This window comes from Tardiphaga sp. 285_C5_N1_2, from assembly GCF_052076065.1.
GTDB classification, from domain to species: Bacteria; Pseudomonadota; Alphaproteobacteria; order Rhizobiales; family Xanthobacteraceae; genus Tardiphaga; species Tardiphaga robiniae.
Genome location: NZ_CP197241.1, coordinates 5,187,968 through 5,210,378, shown reverse-complemented (window position 1 = coordinate 5,210,378; position 22,411 = coordinate 5,187,968). Strand labels below are relative to the sequence as shown.

General features: G+C 60.6%; 24 protein-coding genes. 12 read left to right on the top strand and 12 right to left on the bottom strand.

The genetic code is table 11. The annotated features are described in order from the left end of the window. Positions 1-86 precede the first annotated feature (86 nt). The 3 genes from AB7951_RS24715 to AB7951_RS24705 form a co-directional block, all read right to left on the bottom strand. Positions 87-851 carry an SPFH domain-containing protein gene (locus AB7951_RS24715; RefSeq protein WP_441256078.1) on the bottom strand — a complete coding sequence of 255 codons (765 nt, stop codon included), beginning with the start codon at positions 849-851 and terminating at the stop codon, positions 87-89. Beyond that, positions 848-2,251: an NfeD family protein gene (locus AB7951_RS24710; protein WP_120288270.1), complete on the bottom strand. Its 1,404-nt coding sequence runs from the start codon at positions 2,249-2,251 to the stop codon at positions 848-850. Before AB7951_RS24710 ends, AB7951_RS24715 begins: the two co-directional genes overlap by 4 nt. 330 nt (positions 2,252-2,581) lie before the next feature. After that, the gene (locus AB7951_RS24705) at positions 2,582-3,001 is read right to left on the bottom strand and encodes a CBS domain-containing protein (RefSeq protein WP_120288271.1); all 420 of its coding nucleotides are present in this window, start codon (positions 2,999-3,001) and stop codon (positions 2,582-2,584) included. 327 nt (positions 3,002-3,328) lie between these two features. Here AB7951_RS24705 and AB7951_RS24700 point away from each other — a divergent pair, with 327 nt between their 5' ends. Next, positions 3,329-4,129: an AMP nucleosidase gene (locus AB7951_RS24700; protein ID WP_089262752.1), complete on the top strand. Its 801-nt coding sequence runs from the start codon at positions 3,329-3,331 to the stop codon at positions 4,127-4,129. Between the two features lie 92 nt (positions 4,130-4,221). On the opposite strand, the gene AB7951_RS24695 is transcribed toward AB7951_RS24700, so the two are convergent. Continuing rightward, entirely contained in the window at positions 4,222-4,692 is a 471-nt protein-coding gene (locus tag AB7951_RS24695) for an aminoacyl-tRNA deacylase (RefSeq protein WP_089262750.1), read from the bottom strand. 539 nt (positions 4,693-5,231) lie between these two features. On the opposite strand from AB7951_RS24695, the gene AB7951_RS24690 reads away from it, so the two are divergent. Beyond that, the gene (locus AB7951_RS24690) at positions 5,232-6,410 is read left to right on the top strand and encodes a M20 aminoacylase family protein (RefSeq protein ID WP_120288272.1); all 1,179 of its coding nucleotides are present in this window, start codon (positions 5,232-5,234) and stop codon (positions 6,408-6,410) included. Positions 6,411-6,440: 30 nt separating this feature from the next. Here AB7951_RS24690 and AB7951_RS24685 read toward each other — a convergent pair whose 3' ends face one another. Next, on the bottom strand, positions 6,441-7,118 hold the full coding sequence (locus tag AB7951_RS24685; RefSeq protein WP_120288273.1) for a GntR family transcriptional regulator: 678 nt from the start codon (positions 7,116-7,118) through the stop codon (positions 6,441-6,443). A gap of 179 nt (positions 7,119-7,297) precedes the next feature. Here AB7951_RS24685 and AB7951_RS24680 point away from each other — a divergent pair, with 179 nt between their 5' ends. From AB7951_RS24680 to AB7951_RS24665, 4 genes are all read left to right on the top strand, one after another. After that, a complete protein-coding gene (locus AB7951_RS24680; protein ID WP_120288274.1) occupies positions 7,298-7,921 on the top strand; it encodes a TRAP transporter small permease in 624 nt (207 codons plus the stop codon). A 1-nt stretch (position 7,922) separates the two neighbouring features. After that, positions 7,923-9,188 (top strand): TRAP transporter large permease, encoded by a 1,266-nt coding sequence (locus AB7951_RS24675; RefSeq protein ID WP_093759765.1) that lies wholly within the window; start codon positions 7,923-7,925, stop codon positions 9,186-9,188. 28 nt (positions 9,189-9,216) lie between these two features. After that, positions 9,217-10,200, top strand: a complete 984-nt coding sequence (locus AB7951_RS24670) for a TRAP transporter substrate-binding protein (protein ID WP_120288275.1) — start codon at positions 9,217-9,219, stop codon at positions 10,198-10,200. Positions 10,201-10,271: 71 nt separating this feature from the next. After that, positions 10,272-11,198 carry a dihydrodipicolinate synthase family protein gene (locus AB7951_RS24665; RefSeq protein WP_068733701.1) on the top strand — a complete coding sequence of 309 codons (927 nt, stop codon included), beginning with the start codon at positions 10,272-10,274 and terminating at the stop codon, positions 11,196-11,198. Between the two features lie 78 nt (positions 11,199-11,276). Here the strand turns inward: AB7951_RS24665 and AB7951_RS24660 are convergent, their stop codons facing one another. After that, on the bottom strand, positions 11,277-11,426 hold the full coding sequence (locus tag AB7951_RS24660) for a hypothetical protein (RefSeq protein ID WP_170849725.1): 150 nt from the start codon (positions 11,424-11,426) through the stop codon (positions 11,277-11,279). Between the two features lie 161 nt (positions 11,427-11,587). Here AB7951_RS24660 and AB7951_RS24655 point away from each other — a divergent pair, with 161 nt between their 5' ends. Continuing rightward, positions 11,588-11,836 carry a hypothetical protein gene (locus AB7951_RS24655; RefSeq protein WP_068732883.1) on the top strand — a complete coding sequence of 83 codons (249 nt, stop codon included), beginning with the start codon at positions 11,588-11,590 and terminating at the stop codon, positions 11,834-11,836. 37 nt (positions 11,837-11,873) lie between these two features. Here the strand turns inward: AB7951_RS24655 and AB7951_RS24650 are convergent, their stop codons facing one another. Both AB7951_RS24650 and AB7951_RS24645 read right to left on the bottom strand, forming a co-directional pair. Then, positions 11,874-12,128, bottom strand: a complete 255-nt coding sequence (locus AB7951_RS24650; RefSeq protein WP_089262737.1) for a hypothetical protein — start codon at positions 12,126-12,128, stop codon at positions 11,874-11,876. After that, complete coding sequence (locus AB7951_RS24645) at positions 12,128-12,364, bottom strand: hypothetical protein (protein WP_068732887.1); 237 nt, start codon at positions 12,362-12,364, stop codon at positions 12,128-12,130. Before AB7951_RS24645 ends, AB7951_RS24650 begins: the two co-directional genes overlap by 1 nt. A 219-nt stretch (positions 12,365-12,583) precedes the next feature. Here AB7951_RS24645 and AB7951_RS24640 point away from each other — a divergent pair, with 219 nt between their 5' ends. Next, a complete protein-coding gene (locus AB7951_RS24640; protein WP_120288277.1) occupies positions 12,584-13,639 on the top strand; it encodes a HoxN/HupN/NixA family nickel/cobalt transporter in 1,056 nt (351 codons plus the stop codon). A 10-nt stretch (positions 13,640-13,649) separates the two neighbouring features. On the opposite strand, the gene AB7951_RS24635 is transcribed toward AB7951_RS24640, so the two are convergent. Together AB7951_RS24635 and AB7951_RS24630 are read right to left on the bottom strand one after the other, a co-directional pair. Further along, positions 13,650-14,480 carry a class II aldolase/adducin family protein gene (locus AB7951_RS24635; RefSeq protein WP_231078240.1) on the bottom strand — a complete coding sequence of 277 codons (831 nt, stop codon included), beginning with the start codon at positions 14,478-14,480 and terminating at the stop codon, positions 13,650-13,652. A gap of 50 nt (positions 14,481-14,530) precedes the next feature. Next, complete coding sequence (locus AB7951_RS24630; RefSeq protein ID WP_120288278.1) at positions 14,531-15,571, bottom strand: MBL fold metallo-hydrolase; 1,041 nt, start codon at positions 15,569-15,571, stop codon at positions 14,531-14,533. 145 nt (positions 15,572-15,716) lie between these two features. Here AB7951_RS24630 and AB7951_RS24625 point away from each other — a divergent pair, with 145 nt between their 5' ends. Both AB7951_RS24625 and AB7951_RS24620 read left to right on the top strand, forming a co-directional pair. Beyond that, complete coding sequence (locus AB7951_RS24625) at positions 15,717-16,397, top strand: DUF938 domain-containing protein (protein ID WP_120288279.1); 681 nt, start codon at positions 15,717-15,719, stop codon at positions 16,395-16,397. Positions 16,398-16,511: 114 nt separating this feature from the next. Beyond that, complete coding sequence (locus AB7951_RS24620; RefSeq protein WP_439062095.1) at positions 16,512-17,750, top strand: MFS transporter; 1,239 nt, start codon at positions 16,512-16,514, stop codon at positions 17,748-17,750. An 88-nt stretch (positions 17,751-17,838) separates the two neighbouring features. On the opposite strand, the gene AB7951_RS24615 is transcribed toward AB7951_RS24620, so the two are convergent. Then, positions 17,839-19,062 (bottom strand): LON peptidase substrate-binding domain-containing protein, encoded by a 1,224-nt coding sequence (locus AB7951_RS24615; RefSeq protein WP_120288281.1) that lies wholly within the window; start codon positions 19,060-19,062, stop codon positions 17,839-17,841. Positions 19,063-19,283: 221 nt separating this feature from the next. Next, positions 19,284-20,600, bottom strand: coding sequence for an ActS/PrrB/RegB family redox-sensitive histidine kinase (locus AB7951_RS24610; RefSeq protein WP_089262725.1), 1,317 nt, complete (start codon positions 20,598-20,600; stop codon positions 19,284-19,286). A gap of 109 nt (positions 20,601-20,709) precedes the next feature. On the opposite strand from AB7951_RS24610, the gene AB7951_RS24605 reads away from it, so the two are divergent. Together AB7951_RS24605 and AB7951_RS24600 are read left to right on the top strand one after the other, a co-directional pair. Next, complete coding sequence (locus AB7951_RS24605; RefSeq protein WP_093760075.1) at positions 20,710-21,504, top strand: ABC transporter ATP-binding protein; 795 nt, start codon at positions 20,710-20,712, stop codon at positions 21,502-21,504. Next, positions 21,501-22,316: an ABC transporter permease gene (locus AB7951_RS24600; protein WP_120288282.1), complete on the top strand. Its 816-nt coding sequence runs from the start codon at positions 21,501-21,503 to the stop codon at positions 22,314-22,316. The genes AB7951_RS24605 and AB7951_RS24600 overlap by 4 nt, the downstream gene beginning before the upstream one ends. Positions 22,317-22,411 lie beyond the last annotated feature (95 nt).

Sequence of the window (22,411 nt, the reverse complement as noted above, 5' to 3'; positions counted from 1 at the left end):
GTGATGAGCAAGCCAGCGCAAGCCATGGTTCGTTCGGCCCATGGCAGACTCAAGCTGAAGCTGGCGCAGAAGCACAAGAAATAAACTCACGGTACTCCGCCCGGCCGCGGCGTCATATGGCTGAGCAGATCCATCGGCAGCGGAAAGACCACAGTCGATGACCGCTCGCCTGCAATGTCGTGCAACGCCGCAAAATAGCGCAGCTGCATCGCCTGCGGCTCCTGAGCAAGGATCCGGCCGGCCTCGACGAGCTTCTCAGCGGCTTGCTGCTCGCCTATCGCATTGATCACTTTCGCCCGCCGCAGCCGCTCCGCTTCGGCCTGCTTGGCGATGGCACGCACCATGTTCTCATTGAGGTCGATGTCCTTGATCTCAATGTTGGTGACCTTGATGCCCCACGCGTCAGTTTGCTGATCGAGGATCTCCTGAATGTCGGCGTTGAGTTTGTCGCGCTCTGCGAGCATTTCATCCAGCTCATGCTTGCCGAGCACCGAGCGCAGCGTGGTCTGTGCCAACTGGCTGGTCGCGGCCATGAAATTCCCGACCTTGATGATCGCACGTTCCGGGTCGACGATGCGGAAATAGAGAACGGCGTTCACCTTGACGGAAACGTTATCGCGGGAAATGACGTCCTGCGGCGGCACATCCTGCACCATCACCCTGAGATCGGCTTTCACCATCTGCTGAACGAACGGAATCAGGATAATAAGGCCCGGACCTTTCACGCCGGTGAAGCGTCCGAGCGTGAAGACCATGCCGCGCTCGTATTCCCGGAGGATGCGAATGGCGGAGGAGAGAAAGGCGATCACGATGATCGCGAGCAGCGAGTAGGCTATGTAATCGAGCATCATCGCACACCTCCTTCGCCGGCGCTGAGTGCCGGCCGGCGACGCACCATCAGCGTCAGATCCGTGATGCTGGCGATCTCGACCGTCTCTCCGGGCTTGAATGTTTCCATGCCGCGGGCTCGCCAGCGCTCACCCTGCGTGAAGACGTGACCTTCGATGTCATTCCAGTCGAGAACTTCGGCAGCCAGGCCGCGCATGGCCTGCGCGCCGACTCGTGCCGGAGCTTTGCGCGCGCGCTGAAGCGAGCCGAGCACAATGAGCAGCAGTCCGATGAACATCGCCGTCACGATGCTGACGAGCGTCCATGACAGCCGATATCCGGGCGCTTCGATCCTGAACAACATCAACCCACCAAGGACGAGGGCGATGGCTCCGCTGAGGCCAAGAACCACGGTCGGGTTGAAGGCCTCGATAATCAGAAGCGCGATCCCCAACATCATCAGCCCAAGGCCGGCATAGCTGATCGGCAGCAGGTTGAAGGCATAGAGGCCCAGCAGCAGACAGATCGTACCGACCACGCCGGGCGCGACGGCGCCAGGAGACATGAATTCAAAAATCAGGCCGTAGATGCCAACCAGCAGAAGAATGAAGGCGACGTTGGGGTTGGTGATCACAGACAGAAATTGCGCGATCCATCCGGAATCGATCGTCTCGATCATCGCATCCTTCGTCGCCAGATGCCGTCTGTCGCCACCGGGAAGCTCCACGACGCGACCATCGACTTGCCTGAGCAGTTCGACCGGGTCGCGCGCAATGAGATCGATGACATTCGCTTGCAACGCAGCACTGGCGGAAAGACTGGCTGCCTCGCGGACAGCCTTCTCTGCCCAATCGGCGTTACGTCCTCGCAATTCGGCCAGGCTGCGGATAAAGGCGACGGCGTCGTTCGTCGCCTTCGCCATCATCGCGTCCTTCGGCTCCGTTTGCTGGGAGCTGTCTTTCTTGTCCTTGCCGTCTTTGTCAGGGGTGATGCCCGGCAGGCCTGGCACCGGACTGCCGATTTGCACTGGCGTCGCTGCGCCAAGATTGGTGCCCGGCGCCATTGCGGCGATATGCGTTGCATAGAGGATATAGGTGCCGGCGCTGGCAGCATGGGCTCCCGACGGGGCGACATAACCTATGACAGGAACGGGCGAGGCCAGCACGTCGGCGATGGTCTCGCGCATGCTGGTGACGAGACCGCCCGGCGTATTCAGGCGCAGAATGACAGCTTCGGCGCGCCGTTCGCTTGCCTTGGCGAGTGCGTCTTTCACGTAGCTGGCGGTTGCCGGTCCGATCGCTCCGTCGATTGCGATCGTCAGCACAAGTTTCCCGCTCCCCTCCGCCGAGACAGGCGTGGTGGGGGAGACAGCCAGAGCGACAATCGCAATTGTCGCGGCAAGAGTGGCCTGTACTGTCTGCATAGCCTGGACTCCCTTATCAAGATGATGTGGGAGGTCCTGGCAGAATCTCAATACGACCGGGATTGGCGAGCCATCGCTCGTTGTCGAAACGAATGTGAGGGCTGCGCAAGACGAGAAGAATCGTCGATATTATCAGGCAGTCTCAATGGCATAAGAAGTTCGCAGTTTCGATCCGCGCCCTCGCTTCGCCTCCGAACAATGGCGTGACCGCGTAGGCACGGCCTTCTTCATCGCGGCTCGATGAGCAAAGTTCTGTCATCGAACTGTTCGACGATCATGCCGACTGGCCGCGCCCCTCTGCCGGATCGCAAGAGGAGCGCTGGCCGTGTTTCAGTGATGGGCCGAAACGCTCTTGACGCATTCGGACAACAAATCACCTGATGCAGAATGGCTGACGTCGCCCAGACTGACGATACCGACCATCCGTTTACTCTTGTTGATCACCGGCAGCCTGCGGACCCGCAGTTTCTCCATATGATGTATTGCCTTTGCGAGATCGTCGTCCTCCCGGCAACAATGGATACCTTCGGTCATCACATCGCGCGCCGTCGCGCGGCCGGCATCGAAGCTGTTCCTCGCGAGCCCTTTGCAGACGATGTCGCGGTCGGTCACCATCCCGATCAGGCGGTCGTCCTCGCCAACCGGAACGCAGCCAATGTCATGCCCCCGCATCAATTTCGCGAGCTCGGTGACAGGGGTGTCAGGGCTGACCCAGTCGACACCTTTGTGCATCACCTCTTTGACTTTCATGGCGAACCTCCGTTCCTAGAGTTCAGGTGAATTGATGCAATGCAGTATGTCTCGCCTCCCTCCATGTCCTCCAACTATACAATCAATTACGTGCGAGGTCGCAGAAGAAAACATCATTCCTGCGCGATCAGACCGGACAAACGCGGCCGCTGTTGCAATCCACCCTCCTGAACAGCGCGCATTCGACGCAAGGCCCGGACCATCCACGGTTGCAAGTGGATTAATGGAACCCAAATAATCCAAACGTGTCTCATTGGACAGGGAGCGGTCCTATCCACTAGTTTGGCAGGCGGCGGTGTTGCACACCTCCGGACGAGATCATTGGGAATGAAAGAGAAAAAGGATATCGTAGAAAACTGGTTGCCGCGTTACACCGGCACGCCGCTTGCTGAGTTCGGAGAGTATGTTCTCTTGACCAACTTCGACAACTACGTCGAATGGTTCGCCACGGCGTATGGCAGTTTGGTAAAGGGCGCTGATCGACCGATGCCCAATGCGACTGCCGATGGTATCACTCTGATTAACTTCGGCATGGGAAGTCCGAATGCGGCGACCGTGATGGATCTATTAAGTGCCATCGCGCCGAAAGCCGTATTGTTTCTCGGCAAATGCGGTGGGTTGAAACGCAAAAATAAAATTGGCGATTTGGTTCTACCGATTGCGGCCATTCGGGGCGAAGGCACCTCAAATGATTACTTGCCCCCGGAGGTTCCTGCGCTGCCCGCGTTCCAGTTGCAACGCGCGGTGTCGACCATGATCCGCGATCTCGGTCACGACTATTGGACCGGCACCGTGTACACGACCAATCGTCGTGTCTGGGAACATGATGATCGCTTCAGGGATATATTGCGTCGTACACGGAGCATGGCGATCGACATGGAGACCGCAACAATCTTTGCTGCGGGATTTGCCAATCACATTTCGACTGGCGCACTGCTTCTCGTGTCCGATCAGCCAATGATTCCCGAGGGTGTGAAGACCGAAGCGTCGGATCAGGAGGTGACCGCGAACTATGTCGAAAGGCATATCAGGATCGGGGTGGAGGCCCTGAAGCTTGTGCGGCGCCGCGGCCGCAGCGTCAAGCATTTGCGTTTCGAAGACGATTTCGATGCAGGGCATGAGACGTAAAGAGGCGTCGCACCGCTGCATCGACAATTAAGCAGCGGCACGATCTTTCCATTTGGGTCCGCGACGGTCGCCGCGGATCGCCGGACTAATCCTCAGTCATGCGCGCTAAAGCGCCCGTGCTGCGCGTTGGCCATCAGGCGCGCAAACTGCGCGTGACCCATATGAAGCAGCGTCTCGTGATCGCCAGCTTCCAGATAGACCTCCGGCTGCGCCTGGATGCTGTCGTCGACGATGATATCCAGCCCGTAGCATTTACCGACGGCAGGAACTGCACCGTGTGCGCAGTCGCGGAACAGCTGATGGATCTCGGTTTCATCGGCCATGTGGACATTGTCGCCGAGTGATGTCCTCAGGTCCGACAGGCGGAGGTGATGCGATGCGGGCAAGACGGCCAGTATATATTCGCCGTCGCGCCGCAACACGATGCCCTTGGCGAGGCGATCGCCCGAGATGTGGCATGCCTCAGCCGTGCCGGACGACGTCATGCGGAGTTCGTGCGGGATCACCTCGTATTGGATGTTTTCAGCGGCCAGGTATTTCTGGAGTGTGGGAGCAATGGTCATGGCGTGACCTCCGGGGCAAAATGCAAGCCATCCATCGTAAGGTCTTTGTCTGCAGACTCTCGCCGTGCGATGGGCGGCTGCGTGGTTATAGGCTCAGCATAGGCCTCCCATCCGACAGCTGCAATTCGTTATCGGTGACTCTCTCTTGCAAGATAATCAGAATGCCCGCGCTGTCGGTGGTGACTGCGAGCGCCGCGACACTTCTTCCCCAAACGAGAGTGGCTGCTGTCCATTTGAGCGCATGCGGGGGCGCATGAGGTGTTCAATCGAATTATGTATCTGTTTCAACAGCATAAGGGGGCGCCGTCGTATTCTGAATGGCGTGCCATTTTCCAGAACGCTCAGCATTCACAGGCAGGCCGCTCGATCACGATGTCGATCATGTGGTGGCGCGCATCTCGCAGCCGCTAATCCCAACTGCTTGTTGTCACCACGGAGCGCTGAAGTGTGTGGCGCGCGCAGCGTGTGCGGCCGGTTGGTTGCGAGGGCAAGATCACCGGGCTAGCCTATGGGCAGGACAAGCCCAAAGGTGAGAGCATATGACCCCGCGCGAACGTCTCGACCAATTGCACCCGGAAATGACCGCATGGCGCAGAGATTTCCATGCGCATCCGGAGATTGGCTTCGAGGAGGAGCGCACCAGCGCGCTGGTAGCGGAGCGGTTGTCGGAGTGGGGCATCGAGGTGCATCGCGGCTTCGGCGGTACCGGCGTCGTCGGCGTGATCCGCGGCCGTCACCAGGCGGCCGGTAGCAACCGCGCCATCGGATTGCGGGCCGATATGGACGCGCTGCCGATGGAGGAGGGCGACGGTGTTGAATATCGCTCGCAGAATCCTGGCCGCATGCATGCGTGCGGCCATGACGGGCACACCACCATGTTGCTTGGTGCTGCGAAATATCTTGCCGAGACGCGCAATTTCGCCGGCACTGTGCATCTGATCTTTCAGCCGGCTGAAGAAGGGCTCGCTGGCGCCAAGGCGATGATGGACGACGGGTTGTTCGAGCGTTTCCCCTGCGATTCCATCTATGCGATCCACAACAGCCCGGACATGCCGCTCGGCACCGTCAAGGCGCTGACCGGCACGGCGCTAGCGGCGATCGATTATTTCAAGGTAACGCTGCGTGGGCGCTCGTCGCATGGCGCGCATCCCCATCAGGGCATCGATACGGTGGCCATGGCAGCACAGGTGGTGAATGCGCTGAACGCGATTCCGTCCCGTCAGGTCGATGCGCTGGAATCCGCCATCATCAGCATCGGCCAGATCCACGGCGGTACCTCGGACATCGTTCTGCCCGAGACGGTGGAGTTGCGCGGCTCGGTACGTACGCTGAAGCCCGAGGTGTGCGAACGCGTCGAGGAGTTGTTCATGCGCGCGGTGACGCTGACCGCGCAGGCCTGCGGCGGCACGGCGGAGATCGAGTATCGCCACGCCTATCCGGCCACGATCAACACGGCCGACGAGACGGTGCGCGCGGCAGAAGCGGCGGCGGCGGTGCCGGGCGTTACCGAGGTGCTGCGCGAAGGCAATCCAATTCTTGCCGGTGAAGATTTCGCGTTCATGCTCGAACGCAACCGTGGTGCCTATCTGATGTTCGGGCAGCGCACCGCCGACAAGGGCGGCGTGCCCGTTCACAATCCCGGCTACGATTTCAACGACGATCTGCTGCCGATCGGTGCGAGCTATCTCGCCGGACTGGTGGAGCAAGAGCTCGCATAGACCGCGATCAACGCGATCTGAGCGGCGTGTCTACGCCGCGCCGCTCTTCGGAATGGTGCGGCCGATGACGCGCAGAAGGTCTGCGCGCACCGACTCGATGTGACGTTCAAGGAAACGGCAGGCGTCATCGATCTTCTGGCTGCGGCACAGCGCGATGAGTTCGGCGTGTTCTTTCTCGGCGATGCCCATCGCGGTGGTGGTCGAGAGTTGCATGCGCGTGTAGCGGTCGCTGGTTTGCAGCAGCGCCATCACGATCGTCTGTGTGCGCGGCTGCCGCGCCCGGACATACATCGCCATGTGGAAATCGGCGTTGAGCTGTCCCCATTCGCTGATATTGCCGGCGGCAATCGCCTTCTCGAAGCGGTGCTGGATGTCGTCGAGTGCAGCGAAGTCGTTGTCGACAAAATGCGGCGCGGACTGCGCCAGCATCCGTGGCTCGAGGATGACCCGGAGATCGAACACGTCGTTGATTTCGTCGAGCGACAGTTCCGAAACGATGGCGCCCTTTTGCGGGACGATCTTCACCAGCCCTTCGGCCTCAAGCTGAAACAGGGCTTCCCGCACCGGAATCCGGCTGACGCCATAGGCTTCGCCCAAGGCGTCCTGGCGTAACTGCGCGCCGGCCGGATGCGTGCCGTCGAGGATCGCCTGGCGGAGCTGATCGGTGATCATGGCCGAGAGGGTGCGGTGCTTCAGCGGCGCGGTCATTGATTTATCGAGCCTTTTCTCCGGATTCCAGCCGGATTGATCTCAGATCTCGTCCCGTCTTCGCTGCCGCACAAAAACTCCTCAAGGCGCGAATTTGTGCAAATCAGCGTTTGACAGAGAAATTGTATAAATTATACGATCCAAAAATCATATCACAATCGTGACAGCGGGGGCAGTTTATGAGTGACCAGACGATGTCGACGGCCCCGGCCATCGGGGCCCGCCGGGTCATCCTGGTGGCGTCCGCCGGGCTGCTGGCCTTCGAGCGGCTGGCTCTGATGGGCCTGATGTATCTGCTGACGGCGCTGATCCTGGTGAATGTCGTCACCCGCTATTCGCACTTCCCGATCTACTGGATCGATGAGTCGGCGGTGTATTCGGTGGTCTGGCTGACCTTCATCGGCGCCTCCGCGATGACCCGCCTGCGGCTCGACTTTGCGGTCACCATGATGACCGAACGTCTGTCGGCCAGAAGCCAGCAGATCTTCAAGATTATCGCCACGAGCACGGTGATCGTGTTCGGTGTCGGCCTGATCGTCACCTGCATGCTCTGGATGGACCCGATCGGCCTTGCGCAAGCAGGCTTCGACGCGAAGAAGTTCGCGGGCCAGACCTTCAATTTTCTCTACACCGAGCGCACCCAGACGCTGAACTGGCCGACATGGGTCCTCTATCTGACACTGCCCATTTTCGCGGTGTCGATCACCATCCATGGCATTGCGAATCTGCTCGAGGACCTCGGCCTCGTCGCCAAGGTGCCGCCGAAAGGCTTCCAGCTCTCCGAACTCGACGGGGTGAACTAATATGATCACCTTCGCCGCATTCACGGTGATCATGCTGGTCGGCGTGCCGATCGGTCTTTGCCTTTGCCTCGCCGGCTTCGTCTACATCATGGCGTCCGGCAATCCGGTGCTGTTCCAGTCCTATCCGCTGCAACTGTTCGGCGGCGTCGACAGCTACGGTCTGATCGCGATCCCGCTGTTTATCCTGATCGGCGAGATTATGAATGGCGGCGGCATCACCAAGCGCATCGTCGACATGGCGATGGCCTTTGTCGGCTCACTGAAGGGCGGACTGGCTTACGTCAACATTCTCGCCAATATGTTCATCTCCTCCATTCTCGGCTCGGCGACCGCACAGGTCGCGATCATGGCGCAGATCATGGTCCCGGAAATGGAAAAGAAAGGCTACGACAAGACCTTCGCTGCCGGTCTCACCGCCTACGGCGGCATGCTCGGCCCGATCATTCCGCCGTCGGTAATGTTCGTGGTCTACAGCGTGCTGGCGCAGGTGTCGGTCAGCGACATGTTGATCGCGGGCATCATTCCCGGTGTCATCCTCACGGTGATGTTTTGTGTCGTCATCGCGCTGATGGGCTACGTCTACAACTATCCGCGTGCGGACTATCAGACGCCGAAACAGCGTGTGATGACCATCCTGCGCACCTCGCCGACCCTTTTGATTCCCATCGTCATCGTCGGCTCCATCCTCGGCGGTCTGGCGAACGCAACGGAATCGGCTGCCGTCGGCGCTGTCGCCGCTGCGGTCGTAGGCAAATACTGGACCAAGGAATTCGAATGGTCGCAACTGCCGCAAATGATGCTGCGCTCGGGCATCTATTCGGCGATCGTGCTGTTTCTCGTTGCCGCTGCCGCCGTGTTTTCCTGGGTTCTGATCTTCGGCAAGGTGCCGCAGGAGACCGCCGCCTGGATCCAGACAGTTGCCAAGGATCCGATCAGCTTCATGCTGATCTGCAATGTCATCCTGCTGGTCATCGGCACGGTGATCGACGGCGTGCCCGGCCTGATCATGACCGTGCCGATTCTGCTCCCGGTGGCGACCGAGATCTACCACATCGACCCGCGTCACTTCGGCGTGGTGGTTGTGATCAATCTCGTGCTCGGATTGCTGTCGCCGCCGGTCGGGCTCTGCTTCTTCGTCGCCGCCGCCGTCACAGGCGCCAAGCCCGGCAAGATGTTCATGGTGACGCTGCCGTTCTTCTTCATCTCCTGCATCCTGTTGGTGCTGCTCTCGCTCTATCCGTATCTGTCTCTCGCCCTCATCAAGTAAGCCCCATACCCATCAAGGAGCCTCCGTCATGACCATCTCACGTCGTCGCTTCCTCGCCGCATCGGCAGCTGCTTCGGTGTTTGCGCCGTCGCTCGCATTGGCGCAGGCCAAGGAGCTGCGTCTCGGCCTGATCACGCCGAACGGCCATTCCTGGAACAAGGCTGCGCTGAAGCTCGCCGATCAGCTCAAGGAAGAGACCAAGGGCCGTCTCACCATGACGGTGTTTCACTCCGGCCAGCTCGGCAACGAAGCAGCGATGATGCAGCAGTTGCAGACCGGCGCGCTCGATATGGGCTTCATCCAGGCTGCTGAGCTCGGCTCACGCGTGCCGCATATCGCGGCGATCAACGCGCCCTATATCGTGCGCTCGACGCCGGCCGTGGCGAAATTCGTGCGTCATCCGGCGGCGGTCAAACTGTTTGACGTGCTGCCTGCGGAAACCGGGACCATCGGTCTTGGCTGGGGCATCACCGGCATGCGCGCGGTCTTCGCGGTCAGGGATCTCAATACGCTCGCCGATATCAAGGGCATGAAGCTGCGTATTAATCCGACGCCGGTCTATCGCGACTTCTACTCATCGCTCGGCGCCGCACCGACGCCGATTCCGACGCCGCAGGTGTTCGACGCCATGTCGAACGGCCAGGTTGATGGTCTTGAAGCCGATCTGGAATTCTCCTGGAACCAGCGCTTCGACAAGGTGTCGAAGTCGATCCTGCAGATGAATGCCGTCTTCATGCCGATGGCCGCGGTCGTGTCCGGCCGCGTCTGGCAGTCGCTGCCCGCCGCCGAAAAGGAGCTGATCACCAAGGCGGTGAAGTCGACGCTCGATGCGCAGATCGACGAATTGGCTGCTGGTGAGCCGGCGCTGATCGAGAATTTCAAGGGCACGTCGGTGCCCGTGCGTCAGGTGGCCGTCAAGGATACCGAAGCCGTCATCGCCGAATTCGACAAGATCTGGCTGCCGAAAGCGCCAGTGCTCGCCGAGCTGCGCAAGGTCGGCGCGACGATCTGATCCTCTAATTCTTGCCCATCATCCTCATCAGCCGGCGCGCTATGCGCGCCGGCATCACACGGAGTTTTGCCATGAGTCCCCGTATTTCCTGGGAAGGCGTCTTCCCGGCAGTCACCACTCAATTCCATGACGACCTGTCGCTCGATATCGACGCCACCGCGAAGGTCATGGACGGCCTGATCCGCGACGGCGTGTCCGGCCTGATCATCTGCGGATCGGTCGGCGAGAACACCTCGCTCGAGCGCAAGGAAAAGATCGCGATCATGGAAGCGGCCAAGTCGGTCGCGAAGGGCCGCGTGCCTGTGCTGTGCGGTATCGCGGAGTTCACCACGGCCTTCGCGGTGGATACCGCAAAGGAGGCTGCGCGTGTCGGCATCGATGGCATCATGGTGATGCCCGCTTTGGTTTATTCGTCAAAGCCGCACGAGACTGCCGCGCACTTTCGTTCGGTCGCCACGGCCACCGATCTGCCGGTCATGCTCTACAACAACCCGCCGATCTACAAGAACGATGTCACCCCCGACATTCTCGCCACACTGGCCGATGTCGATACGGTCGTCTGCTTCAAGGATTCGTCGGGCGATACACGCCGCTTCATCGACACGCGCAACATGGTCGGCGACCGCTTCGTGTTGTTCGCCGGCCTCGACGACGTGATCGTCGAGAGCGTAGCTATGGGCGCGGTCGGCTGGGTGTCCGGCATGTCCAATGCCTTCCCGCGCGAGGGCGAGACGCTGTTCCGTCTGGCCAAGGCCGGACGGCTCCAAGAGGCGATGGCGATCTATGAGTGGTTCATGCCGCTGCTGCATCTCGATGCGCGCCCGGATCTCGTCCAGTGCATTAAGCTGTGCGAAAACATCATGGGCCGCGGTACCGCACTGACCCGGCCGCCACGTCTGGCGCTGTTGCCGCATGAAAAGGCGGAAGTGGAGGGGATCATGACCAAGGCGCTGCGTCACCGTCCGATGCTGCCGGATGTCGGCCTCAAGGCAGCTTAACGACTCGTCGCTATCTGAAATTTATCGGCGCGTCAGTCGTGGCGCGCCGATGTCTTATGTAGCGATGCCTTCGCACAGCTAGATATCTTCGTCGTCGCGATCGCGTTTCGGTGTGGCGATATCGCCGTCTTCCTCGTCGTCGTCAGGCCGCGGCGGCGTGGGGACGGGCTTTTGCTTATCGTCCTTGGCCGGTTTGTCGTCGCGGGCTCCGCCCACTCGTCCGCTCATCATTTTCCCCGCCGGATTGCTTGTGTTGACCTCATTCTGACCGTGATTGAAGCAGATATTGCCGTAATCCCGCAATTGCCCTGTGTTTTTCCGCATGACCGTGTAAACGGGGGCGAATCCTGCCCGCTTTGAAATCGGGCGAATCTTGTTCTGGAGTGACGATGAAAAAACCGAAGTTAGAGCTCGACGAACCGCAGGCCCGCAAATTCATTCGCGCCGACAGGGCGCCGACCGAAGGTTATTCACTGGTGGTGGATGGCCATTTCAAATCCCATCACGATACGGTCGAAGCCGCGGAAGAAGCTGGCATGAAGCTGAAGAACCAGTTTCAGATGCTTCAGATCCAGGTCTACGATTCTGCGACCAAGACCCGTACCATGATCGAATGGCCTGCGCCGAGCGCGGCCTGAGATAGATCAGACCCTGCGAAAGCAGGTCCTGCGATAGTCAGGTCCTGCGGCCGCCGCTGCGCTGATCGGCGAGCCACGCTGCCAGGGCTTGTGCTTTTTCCGCCGACTTGCTTGACGATGTCTTGCTCGAAGACGTCTTGCCCGATTTCGTTGCGGTCTTCTTCTTGGCCGGCGCGGGGGGCGATACCGCTTCGCGGGCAAGGCGCATGGCCTTTAGTCGGGCCATGTTGTCGAGTACCGCTTTGGCCGCGGCGTCGCGTTCGGATTTCGTCGCTTTGTCGTCAGTTGGCATCAGCTCGTTTTCTTTTTTCTGGTAGCTTTCGGTTTGGGTTCGGGCGGGTTGGCCAGTTCTTCGGCTTCCCTGGCAAGGCGAAGCGCGCGCAGTTCCTCGGTCCGCTTGCGGATGGCGACATCGGCGGCCGCAATGTCGGCCATCGCCTTCACGCCTTCGGCTTCCTGCGCCGCCTTGCGGGCAAGCCGGATTTCCTTCAGTTCTGCGGGTGTCTTCTGTTCCTGTTCGGTGTCCATCAACGCCTCGGGTTAGGCCACGCGATCGGCGCGCAGCGAACTCTGTGTCATTCTTATCACGTAGATATAGGAAGCGGCACCCCTGCTGCCACCTAACTGGCCGCTGCAGTTAATCGCTTTGTGCCGGAAATGCGGCGAATTCGACGCGAATGAGGCCAGGTTGCGTCCGTCAGGCCTTCCTGAGACAATCCGGTGGTAATCCGGACTGCAAGAATCTCCATGATCCGCACACTGTTCAACGATGGCGCCGACAACCTGCGCGGCCGCATCATCGCCATCTACGCCATTCTGATCCCGGCCAATGTGCTGGCCTGGATATGGGCCCTGATCGCCTTCCGCGACCAGCCGGTTCTGCTGGGCACCGCGCTGCTCGCCTACACCTTCGGCCTGCGCCACGCCGTTGACGCCGACCACATTGCAGCCATCGATAATGTGACGCGCAAGCTCATGCAGTCCGGCAAGCGGCCGCTGTCCGTGGGCCTGTTTTTCTCGCTCGGTCACTCCACTGTGGTCGTCGTAGCATCCATCTTCGTGGCGCTGGCAGTGTCGGCACTGCAGGAGAAATTCGCGGACTTCAAGGAAATCGGCGGCCTGATCGGCACGAGCGTCTCGGCTTTCTTCCTGCTGATCGTGGCAGTGGCCAATATCTTCATTCTCGTATCGGTGTATCGCCTGTTCAAGGCAGTGAAGCGCGGTGAGCGATTCATCGATGAAGATCTCAATGTTTTGCTTTCGCAGCGCGGCGTCATCGGCCGCATGCTGCGTTCGGTCTTCGCCGTGATCTCGAAGAGCTGGCACATGTATCCGCTCGGCATCCTGTTCGGTCTCGGCTTCGACACCGCGACCGAAATCGCGCTGCTGGGTATCTCCGCCTCGCAAAGCGCCGATGGCATGTCGATGTGGTCGATTCTCGTGTTTCCTGCACTGTTCACGGCGGGAATGTCGCTGGTCGATGCGACGGACTCGGTCTTGATGGTGCGCGCCTATGGCTGGGCTTTCGTGAAGCCGATCCGCAAGCTGTATTACAACATGATCATCACGCTGGTGTCGGTGATCGTGGCGCTGGTGATCGGCGGCGTCGAGGCACTCGGCCTGATCGGCCGCAAGCTCGACCTGTCAGGCAGCTTCTGGGACGGCATCGAAGCGCTGAACGAGAATTTCGGCGCGCTCGGCTATCTCATCATCGCGATTTTCATCCTGAGCTGGATAATCTCGGTGATCGTGTATCGCGTCAAAGGCTATGACGACATCGAGGTTCGGGTTCACGAAGCCTGATGCGGCGCCGCTATTTGGGCGCCATCTTTTCCAGCGCTGCGCGCTTCCACAGATCCCAGGCCCGGCCATGAATCTGGTCGATCACAGCCAGCGTTTTCTGGCTTTCCTCGCCCAGCAGATAGCTCACGGATCCGCCAAGCGCGAGCGCCTGGGACTGTAGCTGCGCATTGACGTTGCTGTAATGGGCGCGGAACACCGCCATCGGAATTGTGCTCGCCACGACAACACTGCCATGGCCCCGCATCAGTGCCACGCTGCGGTCGCCGAGCGTACTGGCCAGCGCCTTGCCCAGTTGCGTGTTGCTGACCAGCATGTTGCTCATGCCGGCGCTATCGCGGATCTCGAACACCGGCACGTCGGGAAACAGGAAGGCGCCGAGGTGGAACACCGGCCGTAACGGCGTGCTGCTGACGCTGAAGGGGATGATCCCCGGCGAATGTGTATGGACGATGGCTTTGACGTCGGGCCGGGCCTTGTAGATTTCGCCGTGGATGAAGCGTTCGAGGAAACTGGCGCGTCCCTTCGCATCGACCGGATTGGAGTCTAGGTCGTATTCCATGATGTCGTCGGCCGTTACCAGCGCCGGAGCCACGGAGCGCCCCATCAGGTAGCGATTGGGGTCGGTCGGGTGGCGCATGCTGACATGGCCGAATCCGTCGATGACATTGAGGTCGGTGAGGACGCGGTTCGCCACCACGAGGTCCTGCATCAACGCTGGGTCGACGGTGCCGGCAGATGTTGGCGCGGGGGTCTGTGCTGCGGTTTGTGCGGAGGCCGGTTGTAGGGAGAGTGCGAACACCATTGCCAGCAGCATTGGCGCAGCCGATCGTGTCGACGCCATTATCATCCTCCCCCTGTCGAGTGGCGGGTTGGTCCGCCTTGCTCGCTATATCATGCGGCCAGCACCGGGCCGCCAGCTTTCTTCCACGCATCGATGCCGCCGTCCAGATGTGCGGCATTGTCGATCCCAGCATCCTTTGCGGCAGTGACCGCCATGGCCGAGCGCTCCCCAAAGGCACAGAAGAACACGATGCGGCGCTTGGTGGCAGTGGCGACCTCCCGCAACATGCCGCCGGGCTTGAGGCTGTCCGATATCGACGGGTAGGGCGCATGCAGCGCGCCAGCGAGCACGCCGTGCTTGGCGCGTTCGCTGCTCTCGCGCAGATCAACCAGCAGGATGGCGGGATCGCCGAGATGAGCAATGGCCTCCCGCGGAGACAGCGCCAGGCCTTGCTTCTTCAGCGCGTCCGGCTTCAGCCCGACTTTCATATTGGCCGGGATCACCACATCCATCAGTTTCGGGTTCGGCAGGTTGAGCTTGCCCATTAGCTCGATGTAGTCCTCCACGGACTTCACCTGCAGGCGCGGATTGTAGCGCTTCTCTTCGCCGATGGTGCTCACGGTGTCGCCCTTGTAGTCGTGTGCCGGGAACACCATCGTCTCGTCGGGCAGCTTGAGCAGGCGGTTGAACAGTGAATCATATTGCGCCCGCGCGCTGCCGTTCTGGAAATCGGTGCGGCCGGTGCCGCGGATCAGCAGCGTGTCGCCGGTGAAGACGCGGTCGCCCATCAGATAGCTGTAGGAGTCATCGGTGTGGCCGGGCGTATACATCACGTCGAGCTCGACGCCCTCGATCGTCACCTTGTCGCCGTCGCTGACACGCATGGCGACGACGTCGGCCTTGCTCTGGTCGCCCATGATGGTGACGCAATGGGTGCGATCGCGCAGTTCGGCGAGGCCGGTGACGTGGTCCGCATGGAGATGCGTATCGACCGCCTTCACGAGCTTCAGGTCGAGTTCGCGCAACAACTGGCAATAGCGATCGACCTTTTCCAGGACCGGATCGAGGATCAGCGCCTCGCCGCCGTGGCGGCTGGCAAGCAGGTAGCTATATGTGCCGGACACACTGTCGAACAGCTGACGGAAGATCATAGGCGCACCAATTCTGCGTGGTCGATCCTTCTTCAGATCGGGTATTCGTCAGAATATTAACCCATTTGGCTGCGTTTGGACGATCTCTTTCTTCTCTTGTTCGTGAAGGCAACTTCGGGATACTGCCCGCAGCAGTGAGGGCCTGATGGCGGAATATGTGGTCGAATTCGGTCGGGATGGCCGACGCGTGGAAGATGATGGCCGGCTCGATGCCGCAGCTTTCCATCGCAACCACGAGGCGATCTGGCGGGTTCTTGCGACTTTCCTGCAGCAGGCTTGCGGCGACGTTGTGGAAGTCGGCAGCGGCACCGGCCAGCATGTCATTCACTTCGCTGGACAAACGCCCGACATTACCTGGTGGCCGAGCGACCTCAACGACGCTCATCTCAAAAGCATCGCCGCCTGGCGCACCCATGCGCAATTGACGAATGTCAGACCGCCGCTGCGGATCGATCTGACCGATCCGGCATGGTGCCCGGAGATGGAGAACGGCAACGGCCCGGATGCTCTGCTCGCGGTGTTCTGCGCCAATGTCGTCCACATTGCGCCATGGCCCGTCGCCGAAGGTTTGATCGCGGGCGCCGCAAAATATCTGCGGCCGGACGGGCGTCTCTTTATCTATGGCCCGTTCAAGCGCGGCGGCAAACATACGGCCGTGAGCAATGCCGTGTTCGACACCAGCCTGCGCGACGGTAATCCTGACTGGGGCGTGCGCGATGTCGAGGATCTGGAGCACGTCGCGCAGGGCGTCGGCCTTCGGCTGGCTGAGATCATCGAGATGCCCGCCAACAATCTGATCCTTGTATTTGCCCGGTTGCCCGGATGATCAGCGCATGGTGCTTGCGCGCTGGCGTGTGTTGATCTGCCGCAGGGCGGTCGTCATAGTCGTGGCGAATAAAGACCCCGGGACGAACCGGGCCACATCCGGGCGGATTTCCCCATGATCGACGCGGCTACCCCAGAGATTCACGATGACGCGCGCGCACGTTCCAACGTGATGCGGCTGGCTGCGGCGCAGGCGCTTGGCGGCGCCAATTCGGCGGTCATCTTTGCCACCGGCGCCATCGTTGGTGCAACGCTGGCGCCGAGCGTGTCGCTCGCGACGGTGCCGATCTCGGTCTATGTCGTCGGCCTTGCCTGCGGAACACTGCCGGTTGGGATGATCTCCCGCGCCTATGGTCGCCGCGTCGCCTTCATCATCGGCAGTGGCGCCGGTGCGATCTGCGGCCTGCTCGGCGCCATCGCGATCCTGAAAGCATCATTCGCACTGTTCTGCTGCGCGACATTCTTCGGCGGCTTCTACGGTGCTGTCGCGCAATCCTATCGCTTCGCCGCCGCCGATGGCGCCAGCCCGTCCTATCGTCCGAAAGCCGTCTCCTGGGTGATGGCTGGTGGCGTATTCGCCGGCGTGCTGGGCCCGCAGCTCGTGCAATGGACCATGGATATCTGGTCGCCCTATCTGTTTGCTGCGAGCTTCGCGGCGCAGGCGGTGGTTGCCCTGATCGCGATGGCGCTGCTCTCGACCGTGGATGCACCGAAACCTGCGCCCGCCGACATGCATGGCGGCAGGCCGCTGCTGGAGATCGTGCGGCAACCGCGCTTCGTCGCGGCCGCGATTTGCGGTGTGGTGTCGTATTCGATGATGAATCTCGTGATGACCTCGGCGCCGCTGGCGATGAAGCTCTGCGGGCTCACGCTGAGCGATTCCAATTTTGGCCTGCAGTGGCACATCGTGGCGATGTACGGTCCGAGCTTCTTCACGGGATCGCTGATCACGCGCTTCGGTGCATCGAAGGTCGTGGCTGCAGGTCTGGCGCTGGAGGCGATCGCCGCGGTGATCGGCATCGCCGGCATGAGCGCGATGCATTTCTGGGTTTGTCTCGTCGTGCTCGGCATCGGCTGGAATTTCGGTTTCATCGGCGCATCCGCGCTGGTGCTCGAAACCCATCGGCCGCAGGAGCGCAACAAGGTGCAGGCCTTCAACGACTTTCTGGTGTTCGGCCTGATGGCGGTTGGCTCGTTCTCCTCCGGCCAGTTGCTGGCGAATTATGGCTGGTCCACGGTCAATGCTGTGGTTTTCCCGCCGGTCGTTCTCGGGCTCGTGGCGCTGGTCATGGCCGGTTTCATCAAGCGCCGCGCGGTGCAGCAGGCTGCGGCGTTTCCCGATCCGGCGGTCTAACCAAGGCGCATCACACACTTGCCGGCCGGGCGATCAACATCGCCCAAGCCGGCATTTGTGAACGACACTCTGAGACGTCCGGCCGTCGTCAGGCCGTTCCTGTGTTTCCAGTGATCGAGGCAGCCACCAGCTTCTGGGTGATACCTTGTCCGCTCAGCAGGCGGACAGCCGGACTTCTTGTTTCGGGAAAGATGGCCAGCAGGGTGTTCGACCCTCTCACTTCAGACCAGCCAAGCTCCTGCGCGTGAACCGCAGCACGCTGAGACACGCGCACAAATGCTGCCGTCGGCTGGCCATTCTTGCCGGTCTCGATCATCAGATTTTTCAGTTCCTTATCGAGGTAGCGGATCAGGTCGGCTTTCAACGTGCCGAAATCGGCATTGCAATCCCGCAGCACCGCCGCGGCATCGGCGTCATCGACCAGTGCGAGTAACAGGTGCTCCAAGGTTGCATATTGATGACCTCTCTGGTCGGCATATTCGATAGCGCGTCGCCGAGTCGCGTGAAGCGCGGACGAAAGCGGCAGCGTCGACAGGTCGATGAGGGCATCGGCGCTTTTCAGCCTCTTTACGGGGTCGAGGGTCGCCAGCAGCCTCTGCTTTTCGCTGATCGGCAGGACGATATGCGAGGCGATGACGTCGGCAACCCGTCCGGGGTCGAGGGTTCTCTCCAGTGGCGGCCAAATTAGTGGCACGCGCATGTCGTGAGCCGAAACGTAGCTCTCGAACCGCTTGACTGCCTGCTGGATCAGTTCGGGCTCATCAGGAATAGGACCCTCACTCACGCCTGTAACATCGGCTCTATACGAGCCAGTCTCGCCTACGAAACGCTGAATCACGACGCGTTGACGCCCCTGTGCCAGAACTCTGAGCGTGCCGTCATCGAGCCTTTGAATTTCAAGCAACTGGGCGAGAACGCCAATGTCGTAGATGTCCTCGAAGCCAGGTTCGTCAACAGTTTCGTTCTTTTGAATAGCAAGCACGACCTCCCGCTGCCGCTCGAAGGCATCTTTCAGAGCGAGTATTGTTTTCTCCCGTCCGACAAAAAGCGGGTAGGTCGTTGTCGGGAATGGAACGAGATCTCTCAGAGGAATGGCGGGGTAGCTTGATATTCCGGTTTGAAGCTTGACGGTTGCCGTTTCCGGCGATGTTCGACCGACCTGCAGCATCGCCGACAAGGTATTCCAGTCAGCGACACCCAATATTCTCGATATCAGCTCCAGGCTTTCGCTGTGACTGATCGTGACGGCTTTGGTGGTGAGGTTTTCGCGCAGGGTCTGCGCCATAGCCTTTGCATCGCGAAAATCGCGCATCTGTTTCGTCCTTTGCGTGAGCGAACCAGGAGGCATCAGGTGGTTGCGTTGCTGACCCGGTCGCTCGGACAAAGGGCGTCGGCAAAGGAAGTGATACGTTCACCGTCCCGTTCAGGGCGCAACCGGCAGGTCGTATCAACCGAGATAAAATTGGCTCAAACGCGCCTAGCTGTCAATGAGGTGCAACTGTCGGCTGCGTTCAAACGACAGTGAGACTTGCGTCAGTCGACATCGGCCAACTGGTCCGCAGTCTCGAACGCGTCGCGTGGCCATGAGATTTGCACCACCGCGCCGTGATCGGGAAATACACGATTGCTGAAAGTGACTCTGGCGCCGGTACGCTCCAGCAGCGTGCGCGCGATGAACACGCCAAGGCCGAGGCCGCGGTGTTCGCCCTCCTCGGCGGGGCGCCGACGCGACAGATAGGGCTCGCCGATCCGCTTCAGCAGGTCTGGCGGAATGCCCGGGCCATCGTCCGAGATCGAGATCACGATACTTTCCGCATTCCACCAGGCGTTCACTTCAACCTGCTCTCGCGCGAAATCGACCGCATTCTCCAGAATATTGCCGACGCCGTAGAGGATCGCCGGATTGCGCATGCCGGCTGGTTCGGGGGCGTTGGCGACGGCGATACGTATCTTGATGGCAATGCCAAAGTCGCGATGCGGCGCCACCGCTTCCTCGATCAGCTGCGAGAGCGGCATGCGGTCGAATGGCGCGCCGCTCGAATTCAGCTGCGTGATCTTGGACAGAATCTCGCGGCAGCGCTGCGCCTGTTCGCGGACGGTCTTCAGGTCATCGGCAAGTTCCGGGTTGTTGTGGATGTTCTTCTCGAGCTCCCGGGAGATCAAGAAGATGGTCGAGAGCGGCGTTCCCAATTCGTGCGCGGCAGCGGCGGCGAGACCGTCGATCTGGGTCAAATGCTGCTCGCGCGTCAGCACCAGTTCGGTGGCGGCGAGTGCGTCCGAAAGCTTGCGGGCTTCCTCGGTGACCTGAAACGCATAGAGGCTGGTCACGCCGATGGCGGTCAGGATCGAGAACCAGACGCCGAGCAGATAGATTTGCGGCAGCACCAGCGGTTCTGCGGAGTCCCATGGTAGCGGCAGATGAAAGAAGGCCAGCACGGTGGCAGAGGCTGCCGCGAGAACGCCGAGCGCGATGGTGAACCGCGTCGGCAATGCCGTCGCCGAGATCAGCACCGGTGCCAGAAACAGGAACGAGAACGGATTTTGCAATCCGCCGGTGCAGTAGAGCAATCCTGCGAGCTCGATGATATTGAGGGCGAGCAGGGCCGCAGCGAAGAGCGGTTCCAGGCGGTGGACCGGATTGAACAGCGTCTGCAGCACGAGATTGAGGGTCGCCGACAGGCCGATGATCGTCACGCAGGGAATGATGGCGACGTCGTATTCGAGCCCCTGCACCACGACGAAGATCGCAGCCAACTGGCCGAGCGCCGCGAGCCAGCGCAAACGCAGGATCGTGTCGAGGCGAACATAACGGCGCGGCTGGCGAAAGTCGGAGGCGGAAATATCGGTCATATCAGGACATTAGACGCCCCGGGCGATGACCACAAACCCATGCGGGCTGCGGCCACTTGAAGCGCCCAAGCTTGCCTTCGCCGCCACAATGCCGCATGGAACGGCAGCAATGACGATTGAAGACACCAAGTCAGGTCATGCGGCGACGGTTGATCGCAATGCTGCGGCGGCGATCGACGTCGCTCATCTCGTCAAATTCTACAAGACCAACTGCGCCGTGGACGACATCTCGTTCAAGATCGCGCGCGGCAGCATCACCGGTCTCCTGGGCGGCAACGGCGCCGGCAAGACCACCACCATTGCCATGATCATGGGGCTGACGCTGCCGACCTCGGGCAAGGTCTCGGTGCTCGGCTGTGCGATGCCGGCGCAATCAGCCGAAGTGCTCGGCCGGATGAATTTTGAAAGCCCCTACGTCGACATGCCGATGCGACTCACGGTCCGGCAGAACCTCACCGTGTTCGGAAAGCTCTATGCCGTGCCTGACCTCAAGGGCCGCATCGCGCAACTGGCCGAAGACCTCGATCTCAAGGATTTTCTCGACCGCGCCAGCGGCAAGCTCTCTGCAGGCCAGAAAACGCGCGTCGCGCTGGCCAAGGCGTTGATCAATGCGCCCGAGCTGTTGCTGCTCGATGAGCCGACGGCCTCGCTCGACCCGGATACCGCGGACTGGATCAGGCGACATATCGAGACCTATCGCAGGAGCAACAACGCCACGATCCTCTTGGCCTCGCACAACATGCTGGAAGTCGAGCGGCTATGCGACCGCGTCATCATCATGAAGAAGGGCCGCATCGAGGACGACGATAGCCCGGAGCAGATTTTGCTGCGCTATAACCGCACGACGCTGGAAGACGTGTTCCTCGACGTCGCGCGCGGTCGCGACCGGGAGCAGGCGCCATGAGCCTCGTAGAGCGGTCACACGGCATCGCCATGCATCGCATCAATGCGATGGTGCTGCGCTACTGGTATCTGTTGGTGTCGTCGTGGCCGCGCATGCTGGAACTGGTCTATTGGCCGGCGCTGCAGATCATCACCTGGGGCTTCCTGCAGAATTACATCTCGCAGAACGCCGGGTTCTTCGCCCAGGCCGGCGGCACGCTGATCGGCGCAGTGATCCTGTGGGACATCCTGTTTCGCGGCCAGCTTGGTTTCTCCATCTCCTTCCTCGAGGAAATGTGGGCGCGCAATCTCGGTAACCTGATGATGAGCCCGCTGAAGCCGATCGAGTTTCTGATCTCGCTGATGATCATGAGCCTGATCCGCCTCGCCATCGGCATCATCCCGATGGTGATTCTCGCAATGTTCTTCAAATTCAACCTGTTCGCGCTCGGCCTGCCGCTGATCGCGTTCTTCTGCAACCTGATCTTCACCAGCTGGTCGCTCGGTATCTTCGTGTCGGGTCTGGTACTGCGCAACGGCCTCGGCGCCGAGAGCATTGTCTGGACGCTGATGTTCGGGCTGATGCCGCTGGCCTGCGTCTACTATCCAGTCTCGGTGCTGCCGACGTGGCTGCAATATGTCGCCTGGGCCTTGCCACCGACCTATGTGTTCGAGGGCATGCGGGCGCTGCTGTTCGATCACACCTTCCGCGCCGACCTGATGTTGACTGCGCTGGCCATCAACGTCGTGCTGTTTATTGTTTCATTCGCGATATTTCTTGGGCTTTTGAACAGCGCCAGGCGCGCCGGAACGTTGATCTCCGGCGGCGAATAAGACCATTTATCAAGGGATAACCGCCGTTTTTACCGCCAATGGCCTGAAAGCCATGTGTGCGGCGCATTGACGCTTTCTTACGCAGACACCAGTAT

What these genes read in the sequence shown, in the direction of transcription:
- AB7951_RS24610 (WP_089262725.1), bottom strand. Translation starts at nt 20,600, where the DNA reads ATGACCGATATTTCCGCCTCCGACTTTCGCCAGCCGCGCCGTTATGTT.
- AB7951_RS24700 (WP_089262752.1), top strand. Translation starts at nt 3,329, where the DNA reads ATGAAAGAGAAAAAGGATATCGTAGAAAACTGGTTGCCGCGTTACACC.
- AB7951_RS24665 (WP_068733701.1), top strand. Translation starts at nt 10,272, where the DNA reads ATGAGTCCCCGTATTTCCTGGGAAGGCGTCTTCCCGGCAGTCACCACT.
- AB7951_RS24615 (WP_120288281.1), bottom strand. Translation starts at nt 19,062, where the DNA reads ATGCGCGATTTTCGCGATGCAAAGGCTATGGCGCAGACCCTGCGCGAA.
- AB7951_RS24655 (WP_068732883.1), top strand. Translation starts at nt 11,588, where the DNA reads ATGAAAAAACCGAAGTTAGAGCTCGACGAACCGCAGGCCCGCAAATTC.
- AB7951_RS24680 (WP_120288274.1), top strand. Translation starts at nt 7,298, where the DNA reads ATGAGTGACCAGACGATGTCGACGGCCCCGGCCATCGGGGCCCGCCGG.
- AB7951_RS24605 (WP_093760075.1), top strand. Translation starts at nt 20,710, where the DNA reads ATGACGATTGAAGACACCAAGTCAGGTCATGCGGCGACGGTTGATCGC.
- AB7951_RS24715 (WP_441256078.1), bottom strand. Translation starts at nt 851, where the DNA reads ATGATGCTCGATTACATAGCCTACTCGCTGCTCGCGATCATCGTGATC.
- AB7951_RS24635 (WP_231078240.1), bottom strand. Translation starts at nt 14,480, where the DNA reads ATGGCGTCGACACGATCGGCTGCGCCAATGCTGCTGGCAATGGTGTTC.
- AB7951_RS24625 (WP_120288279.1), top strand. Translation starts at nt 15,717, where the DNA reads ATGGCGGAATATGTGGTCGAATTCGGTCGGGATGGCCGACGCGTGGAA.
- AB7951_RS24670 (WP_120288275.1), top strand. Translation starts at nt 9,217, where the DNA reads ATGACCATCTCACGTCGTCGCTTCCTCGCCGCATCGGCAGCTGCTTCG.
- AB7951_RS24710 (WP_120288270.1), bottom strand. Translation starts at nt 2,251, where the DNA reads ATGCAGACAGTACAGGCCACTCTTGCCGCGACAATTGCGATTGTCGCT.
- AB7951_RS24675 (WP_093759765.1), top strand. Translation starts at nt 7,923, where the DNA reads ATGATCACCTTCGCCGCATTCACGGTGATCATGCTGGTCGGCGTGCCG.
- AB7951_RS24660 (WP_170849725.1), bottom strand. Translation starts at nt 11,426, where the DNA reads ATGAGCGGACGAGTGGGCGGAGCCCGCGACGACAAACCGGCCAAGGAC.
- AB7951_RS24600 (WP_120288282.1), top strand. Translation starts at nt 21,501, where the DNA reads ATGAGCCTCGTAGAGCGGTCACACGGCATCGCCATGCATCGCATCAAT.
- AB7951_RS24620 (WP_439062095.1), top strand. Translation starts at nt 16,512, where the DNA reads ATGATCGACGCGGCTACCCCAGAGATTCACGATGACGCGCGCGCACGT.
- AB7951_RS24705 (WP_120288271.1), bottom strand. Translation starts at nt 3,001, where the DNA reads ATGAAAGTCAAAGAGGTGATGCACAAAGGTGTCGACTGGGTCAGCCCT.
- AB7951_RS24650 (WP_089262737.1), bottom strand. Translation starts at nt 12,128, where the DNA reads ATGCCAACTGACGACAAAGCGACGAAATCCGAACGCGACGCCGCGGCC.
- AB7951_RS24690 (WP_120288272.1), top strand. Translation starts at nt 5,232, where the DNA reads ATGACCCCGCGCGAACGTCTCGACCAATTGCACCCGGAAATGACCGCA.
- AB7951_RS24645 (WP_068732887.1), bottom strand. Translation starts at nt 12,364, where the DNA reads ATGGACACCGAACAGGAACAGAAGACACCCGCAGAACTGAAGGAAATC.
- AB7951_RS24695 (WP_089262750.1), bottom strand. Translation starts at nt 4,692, where the DNA reads ATGACCATTGCTCCCACACTCCAGAAATACCTGGCCGCTGAAAACATC.
- AB7951_RS24630 (WP_120288278.1), bottom strand. Translation starts at nt 15,571, where the DNA reads ATGATCTTCCGTCAGCTGTTCGACAGTGTGTCCGGCACATATAGCTAC.
- AB7951_RS24640 (WP_120288277.1), top strand. Translation starts at nt 12,584, where the DNA reads ATGATCCGCACACTGTTCAACGATGGCGCCGACAACCTGCGCGGCCGC.
- AB7951_RS24685 (WP_120288273.1), bottom strand. Translation starts at nt 7,118, where the DNA reads ATGACCGCGCCGCTGAAGCACCGCACCCTCTCGGCCATGATCACCGAT.